General features: G+C 34.6%; 23 protein-coding genes. 17 read left to right on the top strand and 6 right to left on the bottom strand.

The genetic code is table 11. The annotated features are described in order from the left end of the window. Positions 1-138 precede the first annotated feature (138 nt). The 5 genes from NCE97_RS07215 to NCE97_RS07195 all read left to right on the top strand — a co-directional run bounded on the left by NCE97_RS07215 (position 139) and on the right by NCE97_RS07195 (position 6,386). Positions 139-1,551, top strand: a complete 1,413-nt coding sequence (locus NCE97_RS07215) for a tetratricopeptide repeat protein (protein WP_353778322.1) — start codon at positions 139-141, stop codon at positions 1,549-1,551. Positions 1,552-1,588: 37 nt separating this feature from the next. Next, the gene (locus tag NCE97_RS07210; protein WP_353778321.1) at positions 1,589-2,557 is read left to right on the top strand and encodes a DUF368 domain-containing protein; all 969 of its coding nucleotides are present in this window, start codon (positions 1,589-1,591) and stop codon (positions 2,555-2,557) included. Next, on the top strand, positions 2,557-3,576 hold the full coding sequence (locus tag NCE97_RS07205) for a DUF368 domain-containing protein (protein ID WP_353778320.1): 1,020 nt from the start codon (positions 2,557-2,559) through the stop codon (positions 3,574-3,576). Before NCE97_RS07210 ends, NCE97_RS07205 begins: the two co-directional genes overlap by 1 nt. Next, positions 3,545-4,306 (top strand): shikimate dehydrogenase family protein, encoded by a 762-nt coding sequence (locus NCE97_RS07200; protein ID WP_353778318.1) that lies wholly within the window; start codon positions 3,545-3,547, stop codon positions 4,304-4,306. Before NCE97_RS07205 ends, NCE97_RS07200 begins: the two co-directional genes overlap by 32 nt. Before the next feature lie 79 nt (positions 4,307-4,385). After that, positions 4,386-6,386, top strand: a complete 2,001-nt coding sequence (locus NCE97_RS07195) for a DUF349 domain-containing protein (protein ID WP_353778317.1) — start codon at positions 4,386-4,388, stop codon at positions 6,384-6,386. Positions 6,387-6,571: 185 nt separating this feature from the next. Here the strand turns inward: NCE97_RS07195 and mazG are convergent, their stop codons facing one another. The 4 genes from mazG to ruvX form a co-directional block, all read right to left on the bottom strand. Then, positions 6,572-7,345: a nucleoside triphosphate pyrophosphohydrolase gene (mazG, locus tag NCE97_RS07190; RefSeq protein WP_353778315.1), complete on the bottom strand. Its 774-nt coding sequence runs from the start codon at positions 7,343-7,345 to the stop codon at positions 6,572-6,574. Between the two features lie 93 nt (positions 7,346-7,438). Beyond that, complete coding sequence (locus tag NCE97_RS07185; RefSeq protein ID WP_353778314.1) at positions 7,439-7,861, bottom strand: DUF5606 family protein; 423 nt, start codon at positions 7,859-7,861, stop codon at positions 7,439-7,441. Positions 7,862-7,916: 55 nt separating this feature from the next. Beyond that, positions 7,917-8,507, bottom strand: coding sequence for a peptide deformylase (def, locus tag NCE97_RS07180; protein ID WP_353778313.1), 591 nt, complete (start codon positions 8,505-8,507; stop codon positions 7,917-7,919). 33 nt (positions 8,508-8,540) lie between these two features. Continuing rightward, positions 8,541-8,957, bottom strand: a complete 417-nt coding sequence (ruvX, locus tag NCE97_RS07175; RefSeq protein WP_353778741.1) for a Holliday junction resolvase RuvX — start codon at positions 8,955-8,957, stop codon at positions 8,541-8,543. 388 nt (positions 8,958-9,345) lie between these two features. On the opposite strand from ruvX, the gene NCE97_RS07170 reads away from it, so the two are divergent. Together NCE97_RS07170 and NCE97_RS07165 are read left to right on the top strand one after the other, a co-directional pair. Beyond that, on the top strand, positions 9,346-10,161 hold the full coding sequence (locus tag NCE97_RS07170; RefSeq protein WP_353778312.1) for a 2,3,4,5-tetrahydropyridine-2,6-dicarboxylate N-succinyltransferase: 816 nt from the start codon (positions 9,346-9,348) through the stop codon (positions 10,159-10,161). A 1-nt stretch (position 10,162) separates the two neighbouring features. Then, positions 10,163-11,221, top strand: a complete 1,059-nt coding sequence (locus NCE97_RS07165; protein ID WP_353778311.1) for a glycosyltransferase family 9 protein — start codon at positions 10,163-10,165, stop codon at positions 11,219-11,221. Here NCE97_RS07165 and NCE97_RS07160 read toward each other — a convergent pair. Beyond that, positions 11,218-12,048 carry a glycosyltransferase family 2 protein gene (locus NCE97_RS07160; RefSeq protein ID WP_353778310.1) on the bottom strand — a complete coding sequence of 277 codons (831 nt, stop codon included), beginning with the start codon at positions 12,046-12,048 and terminating at the stop codon, positions 11,218-11,220. The genes NCE97_RS07165 and NCE97_RS07160 overlap by 4 nt on opposite strands. Positions 12,049-12,092: 44 nt before the next feature. Between NCE97_RS07160 and NCE97_RS07155 the strand changes: the two genes are divergently transcribed. After that, positions 12,093-12,854, top strand: coding sequence for a glycosyltransferase family 2 protein (locus NCE97_RS07155; RefSeq protein ID WP_353778309.1), 762 nt, complete (start codon positions 12,093-12,095; stop codon positions 12,852-12,854). Here the strand turns inward: NCE97_RS07155 and NCE97_RS07150 are convergent. Beyond that, the gene (locus NCE97_RS07150; protein ID WP_353778308.1) at positions 12,851-13,618 is read right to left on the bottom strand and encodes a lipopolysaccharide kinase InaA family protein; all 768 of its coding nucleotides are present in this window, start codon (positions 13,616-13,618) and stop codon (positions 12,851-12,853) included. The genes NCE97_RS07155 and NCE97_RS07150 overlap by 4 nt on opposite strands. A 198-nt stretch (positions 13,619-13,816) precedes the next feature. Between NCE97_RS07150 and NCE97_RS07145 the strand changes: the two genes are divergently transcribed. From NCE97_RS07145 to NCE97_RS07105, 9 genes are all read left to right on the top strand, one after another. Continuing rightward, entirely contained in the window at positions 13,817-14,896 is a 1,080-nt protein-coding gene (locus tag NCE97_RS07145; RefSeq protein ID WP_353778307.1) for a glycosyltransferase family 4 protein, read from the top strand. Continuing rightward, positions 14,897-15,787 carry a glycosyltransferase family 2 protein gene (locus NCE97_RS07140; RefSeq protein WP_353778306.1) on the top strand — a complete coding sequence of 297 codons (891 nt, stop codon included), beginning with the start codon at positions 14,897-14,899 and terminating at the stop codon, positions 15,785-15,787. Between the two features lie 5 nt (positions 15,788-15,792). After that, a complete protein-coding gene (locus NCE97_RS07135) occupies positions 15,793-16,776 on the top strand; it encodes a class I SAM-dependent methyltransferase (RefSeq protein ID WP_353778305.1) in 984 nt (327 codons plus the stop codon). 3 nt (positions 16,777-16,779) lie between these two features. Continuing rightward, positions 16,780-17,340 carry an L-threonylcarbamoyladenylate synthase gene (locus tag NCE97_RS07130; protein WP_353778304.1) on the top strand — a complete coding sequence of 187 codons (561 nt, stop codon included), beginning with the start codon at positions 16,780-16,782 and terminating at the stop codon, positions 17,338-17,340. Positions 17,341-17,378: 38 nt separating this feature from the next. Further along, entirely contained in the window at positions 17,379-18,797 is a 1,419-nt protein-coding gene (locus tag NCE97_RS07125; RefSeq protein ID WP_353778302.1) for a CCA tRNA nucleotidyltransferase, read from the top strand. A 4-nt stretch (positions 18,798-18,801) separates the two neighbouring features. After that, positions 18,802-19,260, top strand: coding sequence for a GNAT family N-acetyltransferase (locus tag NCE97_RS07120; protein WP_353778301.1), 459 nt, complete (start codon positions 18,802-18,804; stop codon positions 19,258-19,260). Further along, the gene (locus NCE97_RS07115; RefSeq protein ID WP_353778300.1) at positions 19,257-20,282 is read left to right on the top strand and encodes a COX15/CtaA family protein; all 1,026 of its coding nucleotides are present in this window, start codon (positions 19,257-19,259) and stop codon (positions 20,280-20,282) included. The genes NCE97_RS07120 and NCE97_RS07115 overlap by 4 nt, the downstream gene beginning before the upstream one ends. An 11-nt stretch (positions 20,283-20,293) precedes the next feature. Beyond that, a complete protein-coding gene (locus NCE97_RS07110; protein ID WP_353778299.1) occupies positions 20,294-20,809 on the top strand; it encodes an IS1096 element passenger TnpR family protein in 516 nt (171 codons plus the stop codon). Between the two features lie 112 nt (positions 20,810-20,921). Beyond that, the gene (locus tag NCE97_RS07105; RefSeq protein WP_353778297.1) at positions 20,922-21,818 is read left to right on the top strand and encodes an ABC transporter ATP-binding protein; all 897 of its coding nucleotides are present in this window, start codon (positions 20,922-20,924) and stop codon (positions 21,816-21,818) included. The last annotated feature ends 3 nt before the right edge of the window (positions 21,819-21,821 follow it).

Raw genomic sequence — 21,821 nt, 5'->3', positions numbered from 1 at the left:
TTGTAAATCAATTATTAAATCGAAAGTATTCCTTAAATCAATTCCCTGTTAATTACTTTGTTAAAAACAATAACCCTCATTTCTGCAAAGTCTTTATTTGAACTGTAAATTTATTCTAGCAAACCCTAATAACCGCTTATGGAGTACAGTCAACACGACGACCACAACAATTATTCTTTGACCCGATTTGAATCCATGCTAAAGACCAACAATGTCTTATTCTTCGATTCAAATGAATTTGAAAACATCATCCACCATTACTTAGAAAACGCAAAAATTGCATTAGCAAAAAAAGCTATAAAAATGGCTTTAGAGCAACATCCTAGTTCAGTAAATCTACAGCTGTTTTTAGTGGAGATCTATGTTTTGGAAAGCAAGTTTGATGATGCTGATCAACTATTGGACAAGCTTTATGAATTAGAACCTTCTAATGAGGAAATCTATATTCAGAAGGCTAATGTTTTGTCTAAACAGGATAAGCACGAGCAAGCGATTCAAACTTTGAAAATTGCTTTAGAAATTAGTGGGACTCCAGAAGATGATGCCGATCTATATTCGCTTATAGGCATGGAACACCTGTTCTTAGACGAATTTGATAATGCTAGAACGTATTTTACTAAGTGTTTAGAGTTAGACCTTACAGATTATTCTGCACTTTATAACATCATCTATTGTTTCGACTTTATGGATAAGAATGAGGATGCAATTAATTTCTTAAACAGGTATCTAGATTCGAATCCATACTGTGAAGTTGCGTGGCATCAACTCGGCAAGCAGTACTTTGCTATTAAATCTTACAAAAAAGCATTAGCAGCATTCGATTTTGCTATAATCTCTGACGATACATTCGTTGGCGCATATTTAGAAAAAGGAAAGGTTCTTGAAAAACAAAAACGCTATCCTGAAGCCATTGAGAATTATAAAATCACATTAGCTCTCGAGGAGCCAACTTCTTTTGCACTGTTGCGTATAGGGCACTGCCATGAAAAACTTGGACAATCTGATTTAGCACTTCAATATTTTACAAAGACCGTACATGAAGACCCTTTATTGGATAAGGCATGGATTGCAATTACCAAGTTTTACACCAAAAAGAAAAACTACCAAAAGGCTCTATTCTATATAAACAAAGCCATAAATATTGATAGTGAAAATGTGGTATACTGGAAATTATACGCGCAGATAAATCACAGATTAATGTTCTACGAAGAAGCAGAACATGGTTATAAGCGTTCTTTGGAATTAGGCAACTACGAAGTAGACACTTGGTTATCTAGAGCAGACATCTTAATAAAACTTGGTGAATATGAAGCTGCAATCTATAGTCTGTTACAAGCGGCGGAGTTTTATCCAGAAAATGCTGAAATAGAATATCGATTAGCAGGATTGTATTACACTACATTACAAACAGATAAAGGTCGATATCATTTAAAAAATGCACTTTGTTTGAATGCTGAATACAGCTTTATCATCGACGAGTTATTTCCGAAGCTAAAAAATAGGACAACATTAACAGATATTATAATTAAATCTAAAAATCCGTCCAACTAATTTGCATACCTTTACATTCTATTTCTCAAAATAGACAATGCAAAGACGTTTTTTAGACTATTTTATTATCAGCCTCAAAGGATTAGCCATGGGAGCTGCGGATGTGGTACCAGGCGTTTCTGGTGGTACTATCGCTTTTATTTCAGGTATTTACGAAGAACTTATAGAAAGTATAGACCGTGTAAATTTTGGTGTATTTAAAACTTGGCGTAAAGAAGGTTTTAAAGCTGCCTGGAAATCTATAAACGGTACTTTTCTACTAGCCCTCTTCACTGGTGTAGCGATAAGTATATTGTCCTTAGCTAAGGCTATAAAATGGCTATTGACAAATGAACCTATCTTACTCTGGGCCTTCTTCTTTGGTTTAGTTTTGGCGAGTATTTGGTTTATAGGAAAGCAAATAAAAAAATGGGATTTTAAGCTCTGCATTGCTATTATCCTAACATCAGTAGTCTCATATTTCATAACAACTGCCGAACCATTTGCATCACCAGACAGTTCTTTATACTTGCTATTTTGTGGTTTTATTGCCATCATAGCCATGATTCTACCAGGTGTTTCAGGAGCATTTATTCTCCTGATTTTAGGTGCTTACGGTACCGCGATTGATACTGTAAATAATCTGAGAGAAGGCGTTTCTACAATGAATTTTGAATTACTGAAAGACGCACTTTTAAAATTCGCAATGTTGGCTATTGGTGCTATCGTGGGTATTAAAGTTTTTTCAAAGATTCTTAATTGGATGTTCAAGAATCATAAAAACCTAACGCTTGCAGCACTTACAGGATTTATGATTGGATCCTTGAACAAAATTTGGCCTTGGAAAAATGTGTTGAGCTGGAGAACCAATTCACATGGTGAAAAAGTACCACTTGTAGAAGAGAGCATCTCTCCTTTTTCTTTTGAAGGAGATAATCAATTAGTTATTGCCATTGTTTTAATGATTTTAGGTATCGCTAGTATTCTTATCCTAGAATATCTTGGAAAAGGAAAGGAAAGTGCATAATGGAATCCACAAGATCATTTAAAGACAAACTTTTCCTAGTCATTAAAGGTCTGGCAATGGGAGCTGCCAATAAAGTTCCAGGTGTTTCAGGTGGTGTAGTCGCATTTGTTGCAGGTTTTTATGAAGAGTTCATCTATTCCTTACAACGGGTAAATGGCAAAGCCTTTAAATTACTTTTCAACTGGAGGTTTCGAAGTTTCTTTAGATACATCAACGGTAGGTTTTTAGGACTTTTATTCTTCGGAATGATTGTCAGCTACTTCAGCGTTTCAAAAATACTAGACTATCTTCTAGAGCATTATCAGCTTTATGTCTGGAGTTTGTTTTTTGGAATGATTATAGGATCTATCTATTACATCAATAAAGACTTTAAAGATTGGAACTATAGAACTGTAATTTCTCTTTTAGTTGGTGTTGTTATCGGTGTAAGCATTAGCTTCCTAGACCCAGCAATGGAAAACGATAATCTCTGGTTTGTTTTCATATGTGGAATCATTAGTGTATCCGGAATGACTTTACCAGGATTTTCAGGATCATTTATATTAATACTTCTAGGCAACTATGTACTCCTACTCGTAGATTCAGTAAATGCGCTCTACGATACATTTTCAGATATTTTTAAAGGAAATTTTGATTTTATAAATAATAGCGAGCGTGTGAGAATGCTTAAGGTACTTGGGGTTTTCACTTTAGGATCTGTTACCGGATTAGTGACCTTTTCTCATGTTCTTAATTACATACTAAAACATTACAAAAGCATAACCATGGCTACAATAATAGGATTCATTATTGGTTCTCTAGGAGTTGTTTGGCCATGGAAAAATACAGTATACAAAGTTGCTGAAGATGGTTCGGTTCTACTGGATTCTACAGGTAAAGAAATCATTGAAAATTATGTTCGCTATGTGCCAGAATTGAAACCAGAAACATATTGGGCAATTTTGTATATTATTATTGGAATTTTAATTGTTCTTGGATTAGAATGGTATGGGCAACGCACCAGAGCACAAAAAGTCTAAATTAGGACTACTAGGTAAAAATATTTCTTATTCATTTTCAAAAACTTATTTCAAGGCAAAGTTTGAAAATGAAAATCTTCCGTTTTCATATAAAAACTTTGATATAGATTCTATTGAAGCGTTTCCAAAGTTAATTAAATCCAATCCCAGGTTGAGAGGACTAAATGTAACAATACCCTACAAAGAAGCTATTATTCCCTATCTCAATACACTTAGTAAAAAAGCTAAAAAAATTGGTGCTGTTAATACTGTGGTGATTTCAAAAAAGGGAAAATTAAAAGGCTACAATACGGATTGGTATGGTTTCAGGAATTCTATAAAACCTTACTTGGAATCACATCACGATAAAGCCTTGATACTTGGTACTGGAGGTGCGTCTAAAGCGATAGCTTATGCATTGGACAAACTTAGAATTCCTTACGATTACGTTTCAAGATCTGCTAACGAAACAGTAACCTACACCTATGATGAACTTACTATAGACATCATTTCAGAATATTCAATTATCATTAATTGTACACCTCTGGGGACGCATCCAAATGTAAATTCTTGTCCAGATATTCCTTACGATGGTATCACTGAGAAGCATCTTTTGTATGACTTAATTTACAATCCATCCCAAACTAAGTTCTTGCTTTGTGGAGAAATAAAAGGAGCAACCACAGTGAATGGCTTGAGAATGTTAGAACTACAGGCAGAAAAATCTTGGAAAATCTGGAACTTGGTATAAATTTTACCTTTAACGCTTAGTCCTTTTGTATTTAAACATTGAGTTAGTATATTAGCTTCTGATAGTAAATAGATTGACTATGTCCGAGAATGATAACCTGCAAGACGCAGATGGAAAACAAGAAAAAGATACTCAAGTAACAGAAGCAAATTCTAACACACCAAATGATGAGACTCTAGATGCTACAATAGAATCTGAAGCTACTGAGCAAATCGAAGACGTAAAAGAAGAAGCTCCTGAAGAGAGTACAGAAACCGAACAAGAAGACGTAAAAGAAGAAGCGATAGAAGATCATGTAGAAGAAATTGATGCTTCTAATGCCGAAGATGCTGAAGACGAATCTAACGCTGAACGTCATCTCTTAGAAGAAAAGGACTACCACGCCATGTCCTTAGATCAATTGGCAAGTGAATTTGAAAGCTTACTCAAGCACCAAAAAATTCAAACTATAAAGTCGCATGTCAATCAAATTAAATCTGAATTCAATTCTAAATACAGTGCCTTAGTTGACGAAAAGAAAGAAGAGTTTGTTAGCAAAGGCGGTAATCCAATAGATTTTTACTACTCTAGCGACGTGAAGAAGCGATTCAATAGTGCTTACAAAGACTATCGCAACAGTATTTCGTCTTACTACAAGGATTTAGAGAATACGTTGAAAGCCAATCTTCAAAATCGTATAGAGATTATTGAAGAGATTAAAGGCTTACTCAATGTTGAAGAAAATATAAATACGACCTATAAGCATTTTAAAGAATTACAGGAAAAATGGCGAAATGCAGGTCCGATTCCTAGGGATAAATACAATAATGCTTGGAATAGCTATCATCATCATGTAGAACGTTTTTACGACTTCTTACACCTTAATCGCGACCTCCGCGATATGGACTTTAAGCACAACTTAGAAAACAAGATTAAGATTATTGACCGTGCTGAAGAGTTGGCTAAAGATGATAACATAAACAGATCCTTCAGAGAACTGCAAGTGCTTCATAAGATGTGGAAAGAAGAACTTGGTCCTGTAGCTAAGGAGCATCGTGAAGAGATTTGGCAACGCTTTAGTGCTGCTACAAAAATAATTCATGATAAGAGACAAACGTATTATGCAGATCTTGACAAAGCATATGAAGGGAATCTTGTAAAAAAAGAAGAAATCATTGCGTCTATAGATGCAGTAACTGGAGACAATGGAAATTCTCACCAAAGCTGGCAAAAGAAGATAAAAACTGTTGAGTCTCTTAGAGAAGATTTCTTTAATGCAGGGAAAGTACCATTAAAAGTTAATGAAGCCACTTGGGCTAAGTTCAAAGAAGCCGTTAGAGGATTCAATAGAAAAAAGAATGCATTCTACAAAGGGTTAAAGAAAGAGCAGTACGAAAACCTTCAGAAAAAAATGGATCTTATCAAAGTCGCTGAAGACAACAAGAATAGTGAAGACTATGATACTGTAACGCCTTTAATGAAGAAAATCCAAAGCGACTGGAAAAAGATAGGACATGTACCTCGACGCGATAGTGACAAAATATGGAAACGTTTTAAAGATGCTTGTAATCACTATTTCGACAGGCTTCATGCAGAACGAAAAGCTGCTGATAAAGAATTCTATGATAACTTCGATAAGAAGCAAGCCATGCTTACTGAGTTAAAGGATTTCAAATTTTCTAAAAAACCAGAAGACGATATTGCTGCATTAAAAGAAGCTCTTATTAATTGGAAGACTATTGGTAAAGTACCTTACCAAAAGCGATTTATCGATGGCAAATTCTACAAAACCATAGATGGCTTGTTTGATAAATTGAAGATGGATAAGTCTAAGGTTGAAATGATTAAGTTTGAAAATAAGCTTGAAACACTCAGTAATCCAGACAATACAGCCTCATTGGATAACGAGCGAAACTTCATTAGAAAAAAGATCGATGAAATTTCTTCTGAAATAAATCAGCTAGAAAACAACTTACAGTTTTTCTCTAATGTAGATGATGACAATCCTTTGGTTAAGGAAGTCCATAACAACATAAAAAAACACAGAGACAACTTATCGGTTTGGCGAGAAAAGCTAAAAAAGATAAAAGAACTCTACTAAAAACAAACAAACCCTATCAACAAATTGATAGGGTTTGTTCCTAACTAAACTAAATTTTAACCTTAATCATAACCGCTTAAAATATAATTAAGATTACCTACTTATGATTATGAAACTATTAAGAAAAGTTTCTAACTATTCTATATACGATAGAAGGTGTTAATTTGGATGTCGAAATAGAAAAATTATTGTTTCTTGGCTTCATCCCAATACACATCCATTTCGGCAAGACTCATGTCTTTGAGTGTCTTATTAATTTCTTTAGATTTTTGTTCTAAATATTGAAATCTTTTGATAAACTTTTTATTGGTACGCTCTAAAGCATTCTCGGGATTTATATCCAAAAAGCGAGCATAATTAATCATAGAGAATAGTACATCACCAAACTCAGCCTCTATCCTATCCTTATCATTTTTATTGACCTCTTCCTGCAATTCACTGAGTTCCTCCTGAAGCTTTTCAAATACTTGATTTGGTTCTTCCCAATCAAAACCTACACCAGCAACTTTGTCTTGTATTCTATTGGCTTTCACCATGGCTGGCAAACTCTTTGGAACACCTTCTAGCACACTCTTCTTACCTTCTTTTAGTTTTAATTGTTCCCAATTTCGTTTTACATCTTCTTCGTCATTTACCTTCACATCACCATAAATGTGTGGATGCCGCTCCACTAACTTATCACAAATACTGTGGCATACATCAGCAATATCAAAAGCATTAGTTTCACTACCAATCTTTGCGTAGAATACAATATGCAATAGAACATCTCCCAGCTCTTTTTTGACCTCATCTAAGTCACTATCCAAAATAGCATCGCCGAGCTCATAAACTTCTTCAATAGTAAGATGTCTCAAGGATTCCATAGTCTGCTTTTTATCCCATGGACATTGCGCTCTCAACTCATCCATAATGATTAGTAAACGCTCAAATGCTTTTAGTTGATCTGTTTTATCGCTCATTGTGTAACCGTGTTTCGTCGTTTAATTTACAACTAAAAAAGCACCTCAAAAAACTATTGAAGTGCTTTATATATTTTATCATTTTAATGCTTATTATTCTTCCTCTTCAGCACTTACAGTTTCTTCTTCTAGTATATCTAATAAGTTATTAGTGTGAAGCAAATTATACCACTGAATAATCTTCTTTATATCAGAAGCATAAACTCTATCTTCATCATAATCTGGTAAAACATCAAAGAAATATTCTTCTAATGCATCTTTACCATCTTTATGGCTGATTGAAGTTTTTTCAGCATTCTCCTTTGTTTTTATTTTTCCTAATACTTCTCGTAAAGGCACCTCTTCAGTCAATGTATAAATAGCAATTTCGCTCAGAATACTCACATTACTGTGAACACCAACAGTGATTCTCTTTTTATCGATTAGAGACTCCACAACAGCACCTGTGCGTGTTTGAGCAACAATCTTAAAAAGTCCTGGTTTACCTGATACTGAAAGAATTTTATCTAAACTCATAGTTGTTTTTTAGAGTGGGCAAATATAAAATTTTGACAAATTAAATTGAGATATATTAACGTTTCTTTTTCATTGCAGGGAAACGCATTCTATAATCGATATTAATTTTCCCTTTAGAAATATTAGCCAATTTACTTTTTATCAAACGCTTTTTGAAAGAAGATAGTTTGTCAGTAAATAAAACACCTTCGATATGATCGTATTCATGCTGAATAACTCTCGCTATTAAACCATCATATTCCTCAACATGAGTTTCAAAATTTTCATCTTGGTATTGAATCTTTATATGTGGTTTTCTAAAGACATCTTCCCTAACATCAGGAATACTTAAGCAACCTTCATTAAAAGCCCATTCGTCTCCATCTTCTTCCAGAATCTTAGCATTTATAAAGGTCTTTTTAAAGTCTTTCAACTGAGCTTGCTCCTCATCTGTCAACGATTCATCTTCAGAAAAAGGAGATGTATCTACAAGGAACAAACGAATTGGCAAACCTATTTGAGGTGCAGCCAGTCCAACGCCATAAGCTCCATACATGGTTTCGTACATGTTATCAATTAAGTCCGAAAGCTTTGGATAATCTTCAGAAATATCCTTTGCTTTTTTTCTTAAAACCGGATCGCCATAAGCAACAATTGGTAAAATCATACATTAATCATTTTCGGGTGCAAAAATACAATCTTATGAGGATTTAGAATAGAGATAGCTTTGTAAAATTATAGTCGCACTGATCTCATCAATCAGGGCTTTGTTTCTGCGTTGTTTTTTAGACAACCCACTATCGATCATAGTTTGAAATGCCATTTTGGAAGTAAATCGCTCGTCTACTCGTATTACTGGAATCTTGGGAAAGTTATACTCCAAAGCTTTTAGGAAAGCTTTTATTGCTAATTCACTCTCCGAAGGTTCGTTATTCAATTGTTTTGGCTCTCCTAATACAAAAGCCTCAACGTCTTCCGTACTGGTATATTCCTTTAGAAAAGCAATAAGCTCTTTTGTTTCAACAGTCTTTAGTCCAGAGGCAATGATTTGCAATTCATCAGTAATTGCAATCCCTGTACGCTTTGTTCCATAATCTATTGCTAGTAATCTCGCCATACTAATTGCAAATGTAACACTAAAAAAAACTCTTCTCGACAAGCAAGAAGAGTTTTAAAAAATAATTAGCTATTAATTAGAATCCATGATTTTACCCTCAATAAAAAAAATCATATCATCAATTACTCTTATGACACACCTTTTTTTAATAGGTCACATATAGATTAAAAATTGCATAAAAAAACTCTCCTTTTGTGGGGATAAAAGAAGAGTTAAAAAAATTAGCTATAAATCAATGATCTATACTCTCTTGCATAGTAAAATCATCTCATCGTATATTAAGACACATGTTTTTTTAACAGGTCACATATTGGTAAAATCCTTTCTTTAAAAAGTATCTGAAATTAGCTTCAATAAAATTATCTTTGTCAAAAATTAAGTCATATTAATGGAGCAATTAAGAGAAACCATAGAACGTGCCTGGGACGATAGGAGTCTTTTACAGGATAAAAATACCATAGATAGTATAAGACAAGTCATAGATCGTTTAGACTCTGGAGAATTGAGAGTTGCCGAACCAACTGAAAATGGTTGGCAAGTTAATGAATGGGTTAAAAAAGCAGTAGTCTTGTATTTTCCTATTCAGAAAATGGAAAGTATGGAAGTAGGCATCTTTGAATACCACGACAAGATTCCGTTAAAAAGAGGCTATGCCGAGAAAGGCATTAGAGTAGTACCTCATGCCATCGCAAGACATGGCTCTTATGTTTCTAAAGGTGTTATTATGATGCCTAGCTATGTTAATATTGGTGCTTATGTCGACGAAGGTACTATGGTAGATACTTGGGCAACAGTAGGTAGTTGTGCGCAAATTGGTAAAGATGTGCATTTATCTGGTGGCGTAGGTATTGGCGGTGTTTTAGAACCATTACAAGCTGCTCCTGTAATTATCGAAGACAATGCCTTTATTGGGTCGCGTTGTATTGTTGTGGAAGGCGTTAGAGTAGAGAAAGAAGCCGTACTTGGTGCCAACGTAGTCTTAACTGCTTCAACCAAAATTATTGATGTTACAGGAGACAAACCAGTAGAAATGAAAGGAATCGTACCAGCAAGATCTGTTGTAATTCCGGGTAGTTATACTAAAACTTTTGCAGCTGGCGACTATAATGTCCCGTGTGCTCTTATTATTGGTAAACGAAAAGAAAGCACAAATAAAAAGACCTCGCTGAATGATGCTCTACGCGAGTACGATTTAGCAGTATAGTATGAAGGTATTGATCATACAACAAAAAATGATTGGCGATGTGCTTACTAGTAGTATTCTTTTTGAAGCTATAAAAAGTAAGTACAACAATGCTGAATTACATTATGTTATTAATAGTCACACTTATCCTGTTGTAGAGAATAACCCATTTATTGATCAATTCCTTTTTGTTTCTCCAGATATTGAAAAAAGCAAATCGAAGTTTTATAGTTTTTTAAAGCATATCAAAAAAGAAAAGTATGATGTCGTTATAGATGTATATTCTAAAACCTCGAGCAATTTGATGACATTCTTTTCAAAAGCAAAAAAAAGAATTTCAAAACATAAAAGCTATACCGCCTTTCTATATACAAATACATTTCGTGAAGCAAAGCAACCCAAAACAAACGCAGGATTAGCTGTAGAAAACAGGCTACAATTATTAGAACCTTTGGGCTTATCGAACGATACGATTATCAAACCAAAAATCTATTTAACAGATTCGGAAAAGAATAATGCCAAAGCATTTCTAACGACCAACGGTATTAATTTGAGCAAGCCTCTTTATATGATTAGCGTTTTAGGAAGTGGCGCATCAAAAACATACCCTTTTGAGTACATGGCTAGCGTATTGAAAACTACTGTCGATACTAAACCAGATTCTCAAATTTTGTTTAATTATATTCCTAAACAAGCTGAAGATGCTAGAGCGATTTATGAATTGTGTGATAAGCATGTTCAAGATCACATATTCTTTGATGTTTTTGGCAAAAATCTCAGAGATTTCTTGGCAATTACATCTCATTGTGATGCCTTAATTGGCAATGAAGGTGGTGCGGTGAATATGGCTAAAGCGCTCAACATTCCTACATTTACCATATTCTCACCATGGATTATTAAAGAAGCGTGGAATATGTTTGATGATGGTAGTAACCATATCTCTGTACACTTAAATGATTTTAAACCTGAACATTACAACTCAGTATCACACCTTAAAGAATTAAAGAAAAACTCAGAAGCATTGTACAAGGAATTTAATCCAGAGCTATTTGAAGATAAATTGTCTGCTTTTCTGAGTTAACTTTTGGCACTTTTTTTTATGCCATAATCAGTCCAAACACGTTTCTCTTTTTTAGTAGTAGCCCTTATAGCAAGGTTCTTCTGTATCATTTCAGGTTTCACATACCCTCTCGCATGGTCTAAATGCACACAAATTGCACTGTAGCGTATTTGCTTCGACTTAATACCAAGATTGAATAAACGTTCTCCCAACTCTCTATCTTCTCCTCCATACTGCATGCGCTCATCAAAGCCATTAACTGCCAAGATATCTGCCTTCCACCCAGAAGAATTATGCCCATTCCAAGAAGCTCTTGTTGGTGTAAAAAAGTTAAGCAACTTTGCTTTCGTACCAGAAGCTGTGATTTTATTATTCTTGAAAGATGATTTAAAGCCATTCGCTTTTAGCCAATCTATATCAAAACAATGTCTTTTTTCAATATCCTCCTTCGTAATTAACTTTGAAATAGACATTGGTAATTTAAAATAGCCTCCTGACAAAAAGATCCCTTTAGCCCGATGATCGATATGAGTTTGTAAAAAATCATATCTAGCAACACAATCCCCATCAGTAAAAAGTACGTAGTCAGCATCACATTCAACCAATGCTTTATTTAAAATAATAGTCTTTTGAAACCCATTATCTTCATGCCACACATGCTTTACTGGGAAATCAACTTGAGCAGTAAACTTGTCGATTAGCTGTTTCGTTTCTTCGTTAGAGCCATCATCCGCAATAACAACTTCAAAGTCTGCAAATGTTTGAAATTGGTAACTGTAAAGTACTTTCTTCAACCATTCAGGACTATTATAAGTACTGATTACTACTGAAATTTCGGGTGCTTTCATTACCGCAAAAATAGTATTTTTACCAAATCTACATTTAATTAACAATGATCAAACTGTCTGGTGTGATAATCACCTTTAACGAAGAAAGGTATATTGAAACCTGTTTGCAATCACTATCTAAGGTTGTTGACGAGATTGTTGTCGTAGATTCATTCTCTACAGATAAGACAAAATCTATTTGTGAAGCTTATAATGTAACATTCATTGAGCAGGAATTTCTTGGTTATGTAGAGCAAAAAAACTTTGCCCTTAAACATGCTAGTCATGATTATATTGTCTCATTAGATGGTGATGAATCTCTTTCTGAACCACTTCAAAAATCAATACTCGACTTAAAGTCCAACTGGACTCATGATGGGTATTTTGCAAACCGTTTCAATAATTTATGCGGTCAATGGATAAAACATTCCGATTGGTACCCTAACAAAAAGCTTAGAGTTTTTAATCGACAAAAAGCTCAATGGGGAGGTCATAAAATACATGAAACCGTAAAACTCAATGATCCAAAAGCTCCTATTGGATTTTTGAATGGAGATATTTTGCATTGGCCATATCAGACCTATTCGGAGTTTAATAACAAAATGGAGCTGTTCTCTTCTATTTCCGCACAATCTTATTTTGAGTTGGGTAAAAAAGCACCTATGTGGAAAATATTGTGGAATCCTTTCTGGGCTTTTTTCAAAGCATACTTTCTAAGACTAGGGTTTTTGGACGGTTTTAATGGATTTATGATTTGTTATCAAACAGGAAACTTAACCTTTCTCAAATATGCTAAACTCAGAGAACTAATAAAGAAGAATACTTAGCTAGATTTCCAGAACTTTAATTTCTTCTTCAACCTCCTCTTTCTATGAAATCGCTCTTGAAACGCTTCAGTTTCTTGCCACATTAAGTTGAAAACCTTTTTATAGTCTACGTTAATGCATTTGGCATATTCATCACTCATGATCTCAACCATGGACTTGTGTATCGTTAATCGTGAAAAATTCTTGATTCTAGTTTCAAAATCTAGCTCTTTAAAAGCCATTCTATTAAGATCAACTAAATAAAACTGATACGCGTCGCCTACTTTTTGTATTAATGTGTTTCCTGGTGAATGGTCCAAAAAAAGGACATTATTCTCATGAAGATTGTAAGTGAATCTCGTGAAAGCTCTTAGGATTTCTTCATGATTTGGGTAATCAAAATCAAAGGTGAGTTCTCTATAGGTAATATCGCAATCTTGCTGTTCACTGATGTAGTAACTCTTTTTAAAAAGAAACGCAGTAGTAAACTCATAAAATGCGATGGGTTGAGGTGTTCCTATACTTAATTCTGTGAGTCTTACCGCATATTCGAAAGAGCGTTGGGCTTTGCTTTTCCGAAGGAATCTATAAGCAATTTGATTGAATATATTTGGAACCCTGAACGACTTCACATTTAGCGTTAATCCTTCAAGATTAAAAAGTTTTAAAGAATTCCTATCCTGATTTCCAAATGGTTCACCTTCAACATCAAAATTTGTGATAATATTATCTAGTTGAGTTTCTTGTTGCTTAAACTCATTATGTATTTGCTTAGTTAAAGGCACTTATAATTTTATTAGTTGGAAACTACTTATGAAAAATCAAATATACAATCAGTAATAAAACTATTCAACATTATACAGTTTAAAGAATTACATCTGTTCTTCTTCAGAATAAAACTGGCGCATTTACTCCTTTAAAATGATTACTTTTACCCACGATTAATCTCTACACTAAATATTACATACAGAAACATTGACTAAATGAAACCAACTGTATTTCTTGAAAGTCATAATTTAAAAAACAGATTCTCAGGCTTTGGGCAGTTTAATTACAAGCTTATTAAAGCGCTGCAGAATATATCTGAAGATGAGCTTAATATCGTTTTGAATGTGAAAAGCATAGATGAGGCGAAGCAAGAGTTTGGTGATTCATTTCAATATAATAAGTACAAATCCATAACAAGACATAAGCCTTTTAGGATTAGGAAAAAATATGATCTATGGCATAGCATGAACCAAAATATCAAAGTAGAACCATTCTATGATATTCCTTATGTGCTCACCGTTCATGATGTTCATTTTACTACAGAAAACACTAGCAAAAAACAAGCAGAAGAAAAGCAAAGGTTTCAAAAGAAACTAAACCGAAGTGATGCTATTGTCTATATTTCCGAATTCGCTAAACAGGATACGCACAAACATTTCGACGTTCCTGATGTCCCCGAATATGTCATCTATAATGGAAACCCTTTAGACGAAATTACAATTACAGAAGATTTCTCTTCAAAAATAAATATTACTAAACCCTATCTATTTAGCATAGGAGACTTTACTGAACGAAAAAACTTTTTGAGCCTTGTTGAAATGCTTAGGTATTTACCAGATTATAATCTTGTCCTCGCTGGAAACAATACTTCAGCTTACGCTCAAAAACTGAGAGATACAGTAGTGGAATATCAGATGAATGATAGAGTTATGTTAACTGGAAAAATAGATAATCTAGAAAAGCAATATTTATATAAGCATTGCGATGCTTTGGTATTTCCATCATTACGTGAAGGTTTTGGCTTTCCTCCAATTGAAGCCATGACATTTGGTAAGCCAGCTTTCTTGTCTAATAATACCTCTTTGCCCGAAATTGGAGGCGAGCATTCATTTTATTGGGATCACTATGATCCAGAATATATGGCTAACATTGTTAAAGATGGCATGAGCAAAGTAAAATCGAATATTGAGTTTTACACAGATTGGTACATACAAAGAGCAAAATCATATAATTGGGAAAATGCTGCGAGAGAGTATTTAAACGTATATAAGTCTGTCTTACAAGTAAAAAACTAAATGAAAGACGTTTCCGTAATAATCATCAACTACAACACAGCTTCATATACATTAAAGTGTATTGAGACTGTTATCAATAAAACTGCTTCGTCGGTTTCTTATGAAATCATCGTTGTAGACAATGCCTCTGAACTCGATGATTACAATGATTTAAAATCTCAATTACCAAAGCGAGAAAATGTGTCGCTATACAGAAGCAAAGTCAATACAGGATTTGGTGGCGGCAATATGTTTGGAGCTGCCTATGCATCTTCTAAATATTTGCTATTTCTCAATAGTGATGCTTTCTTTTTGAATGACTGCATGAGCTTGCTGTTCAATTTTATGGAATCCAATCCTAAAGTTGGTGTAATTACAGCCCAAAACTATGATGAAGATGGCAAGTTTGTTCCTTCGTTCGATCACAATAAAAGGCTTAGACGACTACTATTCGGAAGACGACATCTTGAAAAGCGTGATCCAAAGAAATATCCTAATCGCAAACTAGAATACGAGACACCTCTCGAAGTAAATTGGGTTAATGGTGCGCTTATGTTTTTTAGAAGTGATGCGTTTAATCTGGTTGGTGGCTTTGACACAAATATTTTTCTTTATTTTGAAGAAATGGATATATGCCAAAGGCTTCTCAATGCAGGTTACAAAACCATGTTGGTTTCTGAGGCTAAAATTGAACATATCGTTGGAGCGAGTACAAAAAAATCTATGGCCATTGTAAGAGAAAGTTTTATCTCGTATCTGTATGTAATTAGAAAGAATTATGGTTTTTTTAATGCGTTGATAATTAGGCTATATCTAATCGTTTCAATGCTTTTTAAACCCAAAAAATGGAAACTAATTCCATTATTTTTGAATCCAAATATGAGAGCTCAATCCTTAAAAAATAAGCAATAGTACAAATGACTCATAAAGAAACAATTGACAATTCGTTACACTGTAGAGTTTGCAATAATTCTGAAGGAAACACTAGGAACATCATAGCTAAAGAAATGATGTATGGTAAAAGAGAAACGTTTGAGTATTTTCAATGCTCAAATTGCAAGTGCCTTCAAATTGTTGAATTCCCTAATAATATTGGCGACTATTATCCTAATGACTACTATAGCTTTTCAAAATACGATGGCAAAATTTTCAGAAGCCTAAAAGGTAATTTAGCATTAAAGCGATATAAGTATACTGCACTTAGGCAAAACGGATTACAAAAATTATTTTTAAGCTTATTCGGAACTAAAGGGTATGATATTTTTTCTGGACTCAACATTAATACTGAAAGTAAGATTCTGGATGTAGGTTGCGGTAATGGAGAACATTTCTTGTATCCTTTAGCTATGAGTGGCTTCAAAAATATATTAGGTTGTGATCCTTACCTTGCTGAGGATATTCAATACGACAATGGTCTGGAAATAAAAGCAGCAGACGTTTTTTCCATGGAAGGGAAATGGGATTTCATTACGTATCATCATGCCTTTGAGCATTTAAGTGATCCTAAAGAAAATCTAGAAAAAATTTATGATTTATTAACTGAAGATGGTGTTTGCATACTGCGAATCCCTACAGTTTCATCTTATGCTTGGGAGCATTACAGAGAACTCTGGGTACAACTTGATGCACCGAGACATTTCTTTTTACATTCCAAAGAAAGCATAGATATCTTAGCAGGTCAAACCAATTTGGAACTCTTCAAAGTAGACTACGATTCAACATATTTTCAATTTGCAGGAAGCGAATTATACAAGCAAGATATCTCGCTAAGTGAACGAAGTAAGCCAGAAGTTAAGAAGCTCTGGAAATCTTTAAAGCGTCAATATACTAGTAAAGCCAAAGCTCTAAATAAAGAAGGAAGAGGTGATCAGGCAATTTTCTATCTAAGAAAAAAATCATAACCTGTGGAGAAGGAGATTCAAGACGCATTAGCAATACTCAAAAAAGGAGGCACTATCCTCTACCCTACAGATACTGTTTGGGGAATTGGATGTGATGCTACAAACTATGAAGGTATCCAAAACATCTTTGAGCTAAAAAAGCGTGAGGAAAGTAAGACTATGATATGTTTAGTTTCCGATTTTAAAATGCTGCAACACTATGTCGAAGATGTTCCTGAGGTCGCCTATGACATCTTGAAATACGCCAATAAACCCACTACGATTATCTACGATAGACCCAAAGGCGTTGCAGAAAACCTCATCGCCAATGATAATACCTTAGCAATAAGAGTTGTTCGGTCTGGATTTGCCCATAATCTCATTAAAAGACTCAGACGCCCTCTAGTATCAACATCAGCAAATATCTCCAATGAACCCACTCCAAAATCGTTCAAAGAAATAAGCGATGATATTTTAAAAGGCGTAGACTATGTCGTAAATTTGCAAAGCGAAAAAAAGAATACCAAACCGTCCGCTATTATTAAGTTGAGTGGAGATGGTATGGTAAAAGTGATTCGCCAATAAGCCCTGAAACATAATCCCAAATTTCAATTTGGTATTTAATGAATTACAAAGACGCATTACAACATAATATATTTAATGTCATTTCTGAAGCTGCACAAGAACTCAATGTAGACAGCTACGTTATTGGTGGTTTTGTTAGAGATCATATTTTACAGCGTGGTGCTGCAAAAGATATTGATGTCGTTGCAGTAGGAAGTGGTATTGAGTTAGCCAAAAAAGTTGCAGAACTACTACCCGAAAACCCAAAGGTTCAAATCTTCAAAACCTATGGTACAGCAATGCTTCGCCATGACGATATTGAAATAGAATTTGTTGGTGCTCGTAAAGAAAGTTATAATGAAGATAGCAGAAACCCAGTTGTAGAAAATGGTACTTTAGAAGATGATCAAAATAGAAGAGACTTTACCATTAATGCACTGGCACTAAACCTTTCTAAAGCACATTATGGCAATTTACTAGATCCATTTGATGGCATAAAGGATTTGGATCAAAAAATAATTAGAACACCTTTAGATCCAGATATTACGTATTCTGATGATCCATTGCGTATGATGCGCGCCATTCGGTTTGCAACGCAATTAAACTTTAACATCGAAACACAATCTCTAAATGCTATTGCGAAGAATAAGGATCGTATAAAGATTATTACCAAGGAACGTATCGTTACCGAGCTCAATAAAATCCTATCGAGCGATGTACCATCAATAGGTTTCTTATTACTTGAAAAAACAGGATTGTTAGATCATATAATGCCAGAGCTTCTTGCACTCAAAGGTGTTGAAGAGGTAGAAGGTCAAAAGCATAAAGACAACTTTTATCACACGCTAGAAGTTGTGGACAATATTGCTAAGACCACAGACAATCTATGGTTACGTTGGGCAGCTTTGCTGCATGATATTGGAAAAGCACCAACTAAAAAGTTCAGTAAAAAAGTCGGCTGGACATTCCATGGTCATGAATTTGAAGGCTCAAAAATGGTGTATAGACTCTTCAAGCGTTTAAAAATGCCTTTGAATGACAAGATGAAGTTTGTGCAGAAGATGGTACTGATGAGTTCTAGACCAATAGTCCTTTCGCAAGATATTGTTACAGACTCAGCTGTAAGGCGATTGGTTTTTGATGCTGGTGACTATGTTGAAGATTTAATGACCTTGTGCGAAGCAGATATTACAACCAAGAACCCTAAGCGTTTTAAGAAGTACCATAATAACTTCAAGGTTGTTCGTCAAAAAATTGTTGAAGTTGAAGAGCGCGATCATATTCGCAATTTTCAACCACCAGTTAGTGGTGAAGACATCATGAAAACCTTCAGCATAAAACCTTCAAAAGAGATAGGCATTATTAAGGAAACAATTAAAGAAGCGATTCTTGAAGGCGAAATCCCAAACGAACGCGAAGCAGCTTTAGAGCTTATGAGAAAAAAAGGATTGGCCTTAGGATTGACTATTGAAGAATAACACAGTGAAAACAGTTCGTACCAACTCTAAAAATGAAGATTTCATAAATCTGGTGGCGCAACTAGATGCCTACCTAAGAGTTACTGATGGTGACGAACACGATTTTTATAACCAATACAATTCTATTGAAACGCTACAAAACGTAATCGTTATTTACAGCAATAGTGAGGCTGTAGCTTGTGGTGCATTTCGACCCTTTGATGAAGGTTCAGTAGAAATCAAAAGAATGTATACATTACCTCAGTATCGAGGACAAGGATTTGCTCGTAATGTGATCATAGAATTAGAACAATGGGCTAAAGAACTTGGTTATGGAGCTTGTATTCTCGAAACTGGTAAACGTCAATTTGAAGCTGTAAATTTTTATCAGAAAAATGGATACACTCAGATTGAAAACTATGGGCAATATATTGGTGTCGCCAATAGCCTTTGCTTTAAGAAACAACTAAATATCAATACTTGAAGACCTTTCATAACATATCAAAAACAGCATTGATACTAGTGTATCTGGTTATCATAGCTGGTGCAGTCGTAAGAATGACTGGTTCTGGAATGGGTTGTCCAGATTGGCCAAAATGTTTTGGGTATTACATCCCTCCTTCTGAAGAATCAGAAATAAAATTCAAGCCAAACAAAGCTTACGAAAAGGGTATCATCATTATACAAAATGATTCTCTGTGGAAAGCCGATGAAGACTTTAAATCATCAAGTGCATTCAGTAAAAGTGATTGGACACATTATTCTAAACACGATTATGCAAAATACAATCCAACACATACGTGGATAGAATATATCAATAGGCTTACTGGAGCATTATCTGGAATTCCAATTTTAATCTTTACCATACTTTCTTTTTGGTTATGGCGAAAAAATAAATGGCTTACCATTGTGTCTATATTCACACTAGTAGGAATGGGCTTCCAGGCATGGTTAGGGAAAACTGTTGTGGACTCTAATCTTGCACCATACAAAATAACCATTCATATGGTAATGGCTTTGATAATAGTCGCCTTACTGCTATACCTCATCTATGCCTCTAGAGAAAAATCTAACTCAAAAACATATGACAAGTTGTTTCATAGTATTCTCATCGTTACAATTCTACTTACTCTGGTACAAGTAGCACTTGGAACACAAGTAAGACAATTTGTAGATGAACAGGTAAAACTATTGGGCTATGAAAAGCTTGAGTGGCTTAGTTCACCACCATTTTCATTTTATATACACAGAACATTTTCAGTCATCGTACTGGTCTTGAATTTGTTCTTATTCTTTAGAAATAAAAAGTTAGAACTTGGTTATCAAAAAATAAACTGGGTATTAATATTCATTGGTTTAGAGGTTATTACTGGGATTGCTATGTATTATTTTGATTTCCCATTCTTATCTCAACCTTTACATTTAGTGATTGCTGCATTGCTTTTTGGAGTGCAATTTTATTTGTATCTTGAATCTAGAAAGCAGCCACAATCTATTGATGCTTAATAACACAAATAATGATATATAGATTTAGAGTCATATTAGATAATGATACAGAAGACGACGTGTTTCGTGATCTCGAAATAAGAGAAACAGACACAATGGAAGACTTACACAACATCATTACACAATCCTTTGGTTTTGATGGTATGGAAATGGCATCCTTCTATGTAAGTGATGAAGAATGGAATCAGGGTGAAGAAATATCAATGTTTGGTCTTGGTGAAGGAACGGACACCACGCGATTAATGAACGAAACCAAAATCAATGATATCGTCCACGAAGCGCAGACAAAGCTAATCTACGTCTACGATTTCTTAAATATGTGGACCTTCTTTGTTGAGTTGGCTGAAATTGTTGATGAAGCCAAAGGTGCTGATTATCCAAACCTAATGTTCGTACATGGTCAATTACCAGAGCAAGCTCCAGAAAAACTATTTGAATCGGATGACCCTGAAGGCTTCGACGATATGGATGAAGATATGGACATTGACACCTATGATGAGCTTGGCTTTGATGAAAACTGGAATTAAATTATACACTTCAACATAAAGCGTCTATACAAAAGACGCTTTTTTTTATTCAGTCTGTAACAAAAATTATTTCACCTCGTCTTACCTTTATAACCGATCAAAAACATACATTTTGGAGACAATTCTCACGATTAATAACCTCACTAAAAAGTTTGGTTATCTCACAGCGGTAAAGGATCTTTCTTTTACTATTAACAAAGGCAACGTCTATGGCATTCTCGGACCAAATGGTAGTGGTAAATCTACCACACTAGGAGTCGTACTAAATGTTGTCAACAAAACTCATGGCGATTTTCACTGGTTCGATGGACAAACTTCTACACACGATGCTCTTAAAAAAGTAGGTGCGATTATAGAACGTCCAAACTTCTACCCTTACATGTCTGCATATCAAAACTTAAAACTAGTTTGTAAAATCAAAGGTGTAGACTATAGTAAGATTGATGAAAAGCTGGAAGTTGTTGGGCTTTTAGATAGAAAAGACAGTAAGTTTAAGACTTACTCTCTAGGTATGAAGCAACGCTTAGCAATAGCTTCTGCTCTTTTGAATGATCCGGAAATCTTAATTCTTGATGAGCCAACAAATGGTCTCGATCCTCAAGGGATTCACCAAATAAGATCATTGATTAAACAAATAGCGAGTGATGGAACGACAATACTTTTAGCTTCTCACCTATTGGATGAAGTAGAAAAAGTATGTTCACATGTTGTTGTCCTTAGAAAAGGAGAGAAATTGTATTCTGGTCGTGTTGATGAAATGATTAGCAGTCATGGATTCTTTGAACTGAAAGCTGAAAAATCGAGTCAGTTAAAGGCCTTTTTAGAGTCCAACTCTAAGTTTGGTAATATTACTGAAGAAGAAGACCTTATTACTGCCTTTCTTAACGAACCAATGGATGCTACAGCTTTCAATAAGCTTATGTTCGAAAAAGGCATTGTGCTTTCTCATTTGGTGAAACGTAAAGAAAGTTTAGAAGAGCAATTCCTTCAATTAACCGACAAGAACTAATCA

The organism is Winogradskyella sp. 3972H.M.0a.05 (assembly GCF_040493455.1).
GTDB lineage: Bacteria > Bacteroidota > Bacteroidia > Flavobacteriales > Flavobacteriaceae > Microcosmobacter.
Note: the sequence above shows the minus strand (reverse complement) of the source record. Positions and strands in the feature narration are given on the sequence as shown.

Coding starts and splice junctions, on each gene's coding strand:
- NCE97_RS07170 (WP_353778312.1), top strand. CDS start 9,346: ATGGAGCAATTAAGAGAAACCATAGAACGTGCCTGGGACGATAGGAGT.
- NCE97_RS07215 (WP_353778322.1), top strand. CDS start 139: ATGGAGTACAGTCAACACGACGACCACAACAATTATTCTTTGACCCGA.
- NCE97_RS07210 (WP_353778321.1), top strand. CDS start 1,589: ATGCAAAGACGTTTTTTAGACTATTTTATTATCAGCCTCAAAGGATTA.
- NCE97_RS07200 (WP_353778318.1), top strand. CDS start 3,545: ATGGGCAACGCACCAGAGCACAAAAAGTCTAAATTAGGACTACTAGGT.
- NCE97_RS07205 (WP_353778320.1), top strand. CDS start 2,557: ATGGAATCCACAAGATCATTTAAAGACAAACTTTTCCTAGTCATTAAA.
- NCE97_RS07185 (WP_353778314.1), bottom strand. CDS start 7,861: ATGAGTTTAGATAAAATTCTTTCAGTATCAGGTAAACCAGGACTTTTT.
- NCE97_RS07140 (WP_353778306.1), top strand. CDS start 14,897: ATGAAAGACGTTTCCGTAATAATCATCAACTACAACACAGCTTCATAT.
- NCE97_RS07165 (WP_353778311.1), top strand. CDS start 10,163: ATGAAGGTATTGATCATACAACAAAAAATGATTGGCGATGTGCTTACT.
- NCE97_RS07125 (WP_353778302.1), top strand. CDS start 17,379: ATGAATTACAAAGACGCATTACAACATAATATATTTAATGTCATTTCT.
- NCE97_RS07135 (WP_353778305.1), top strand. CDS start 15,793: ATGACTCATAAAGAAACAATTGACAATTCGTTACACTGTAGAGTTTGC.
- NCE97_RS07195 (WP_353778317.1), top strand. CDS start 4,386: ATGTCCGAGAATGATAACCTGCAAGACGCAGATGGAAAACAAGAAAAA.
- NCE97_RS07160 (WP_353778310.1), bottom strand. CDS start 12,048: ATGAAAGCACCCGAAATTTCAGTAGTAATCAGTACTTATAATAGTCCT.
- def (WP_353778313.1), bottom strand. CDS start 8,507: ATGATTTTACCAATTGTTGCTTATGGCGATCCGGTTTTAAGAAAAAAA.
- NCE97_RS07145 (WP_353778307.1), top strand. CDS start 13,817: ATGAAACCAACTGTATTTCTTGAAAGTCATAATTTAAAAAACAGATTC.
- ruvX (WP_353778741.1), bottom strand. CDS start 8,957: ATGGCGAGATTACTAGCAATAGATTATGGAACAAAGCGTACAGGGATT.
- NCE97_RS07155 (WP_353778309.1), top strand. CDS start 12,093: ATGATCAAACTGTCTGGTGTGATAATCACCTTTAACGAAGAAAGGTAT.
- mazG (WP_353778315.1), bottom strand. CDS start 7,345: ATGAGCGATAAAACAGATCAACTAAAAGCATTTGAGCGTTTACTAATC.
- NCE97_RS07110 (WP_353778299.1), top strand. CDS start 20,294: ATGATATATAGATTTAGAGTCATATTAGATAATGATACAGAAGACGAC.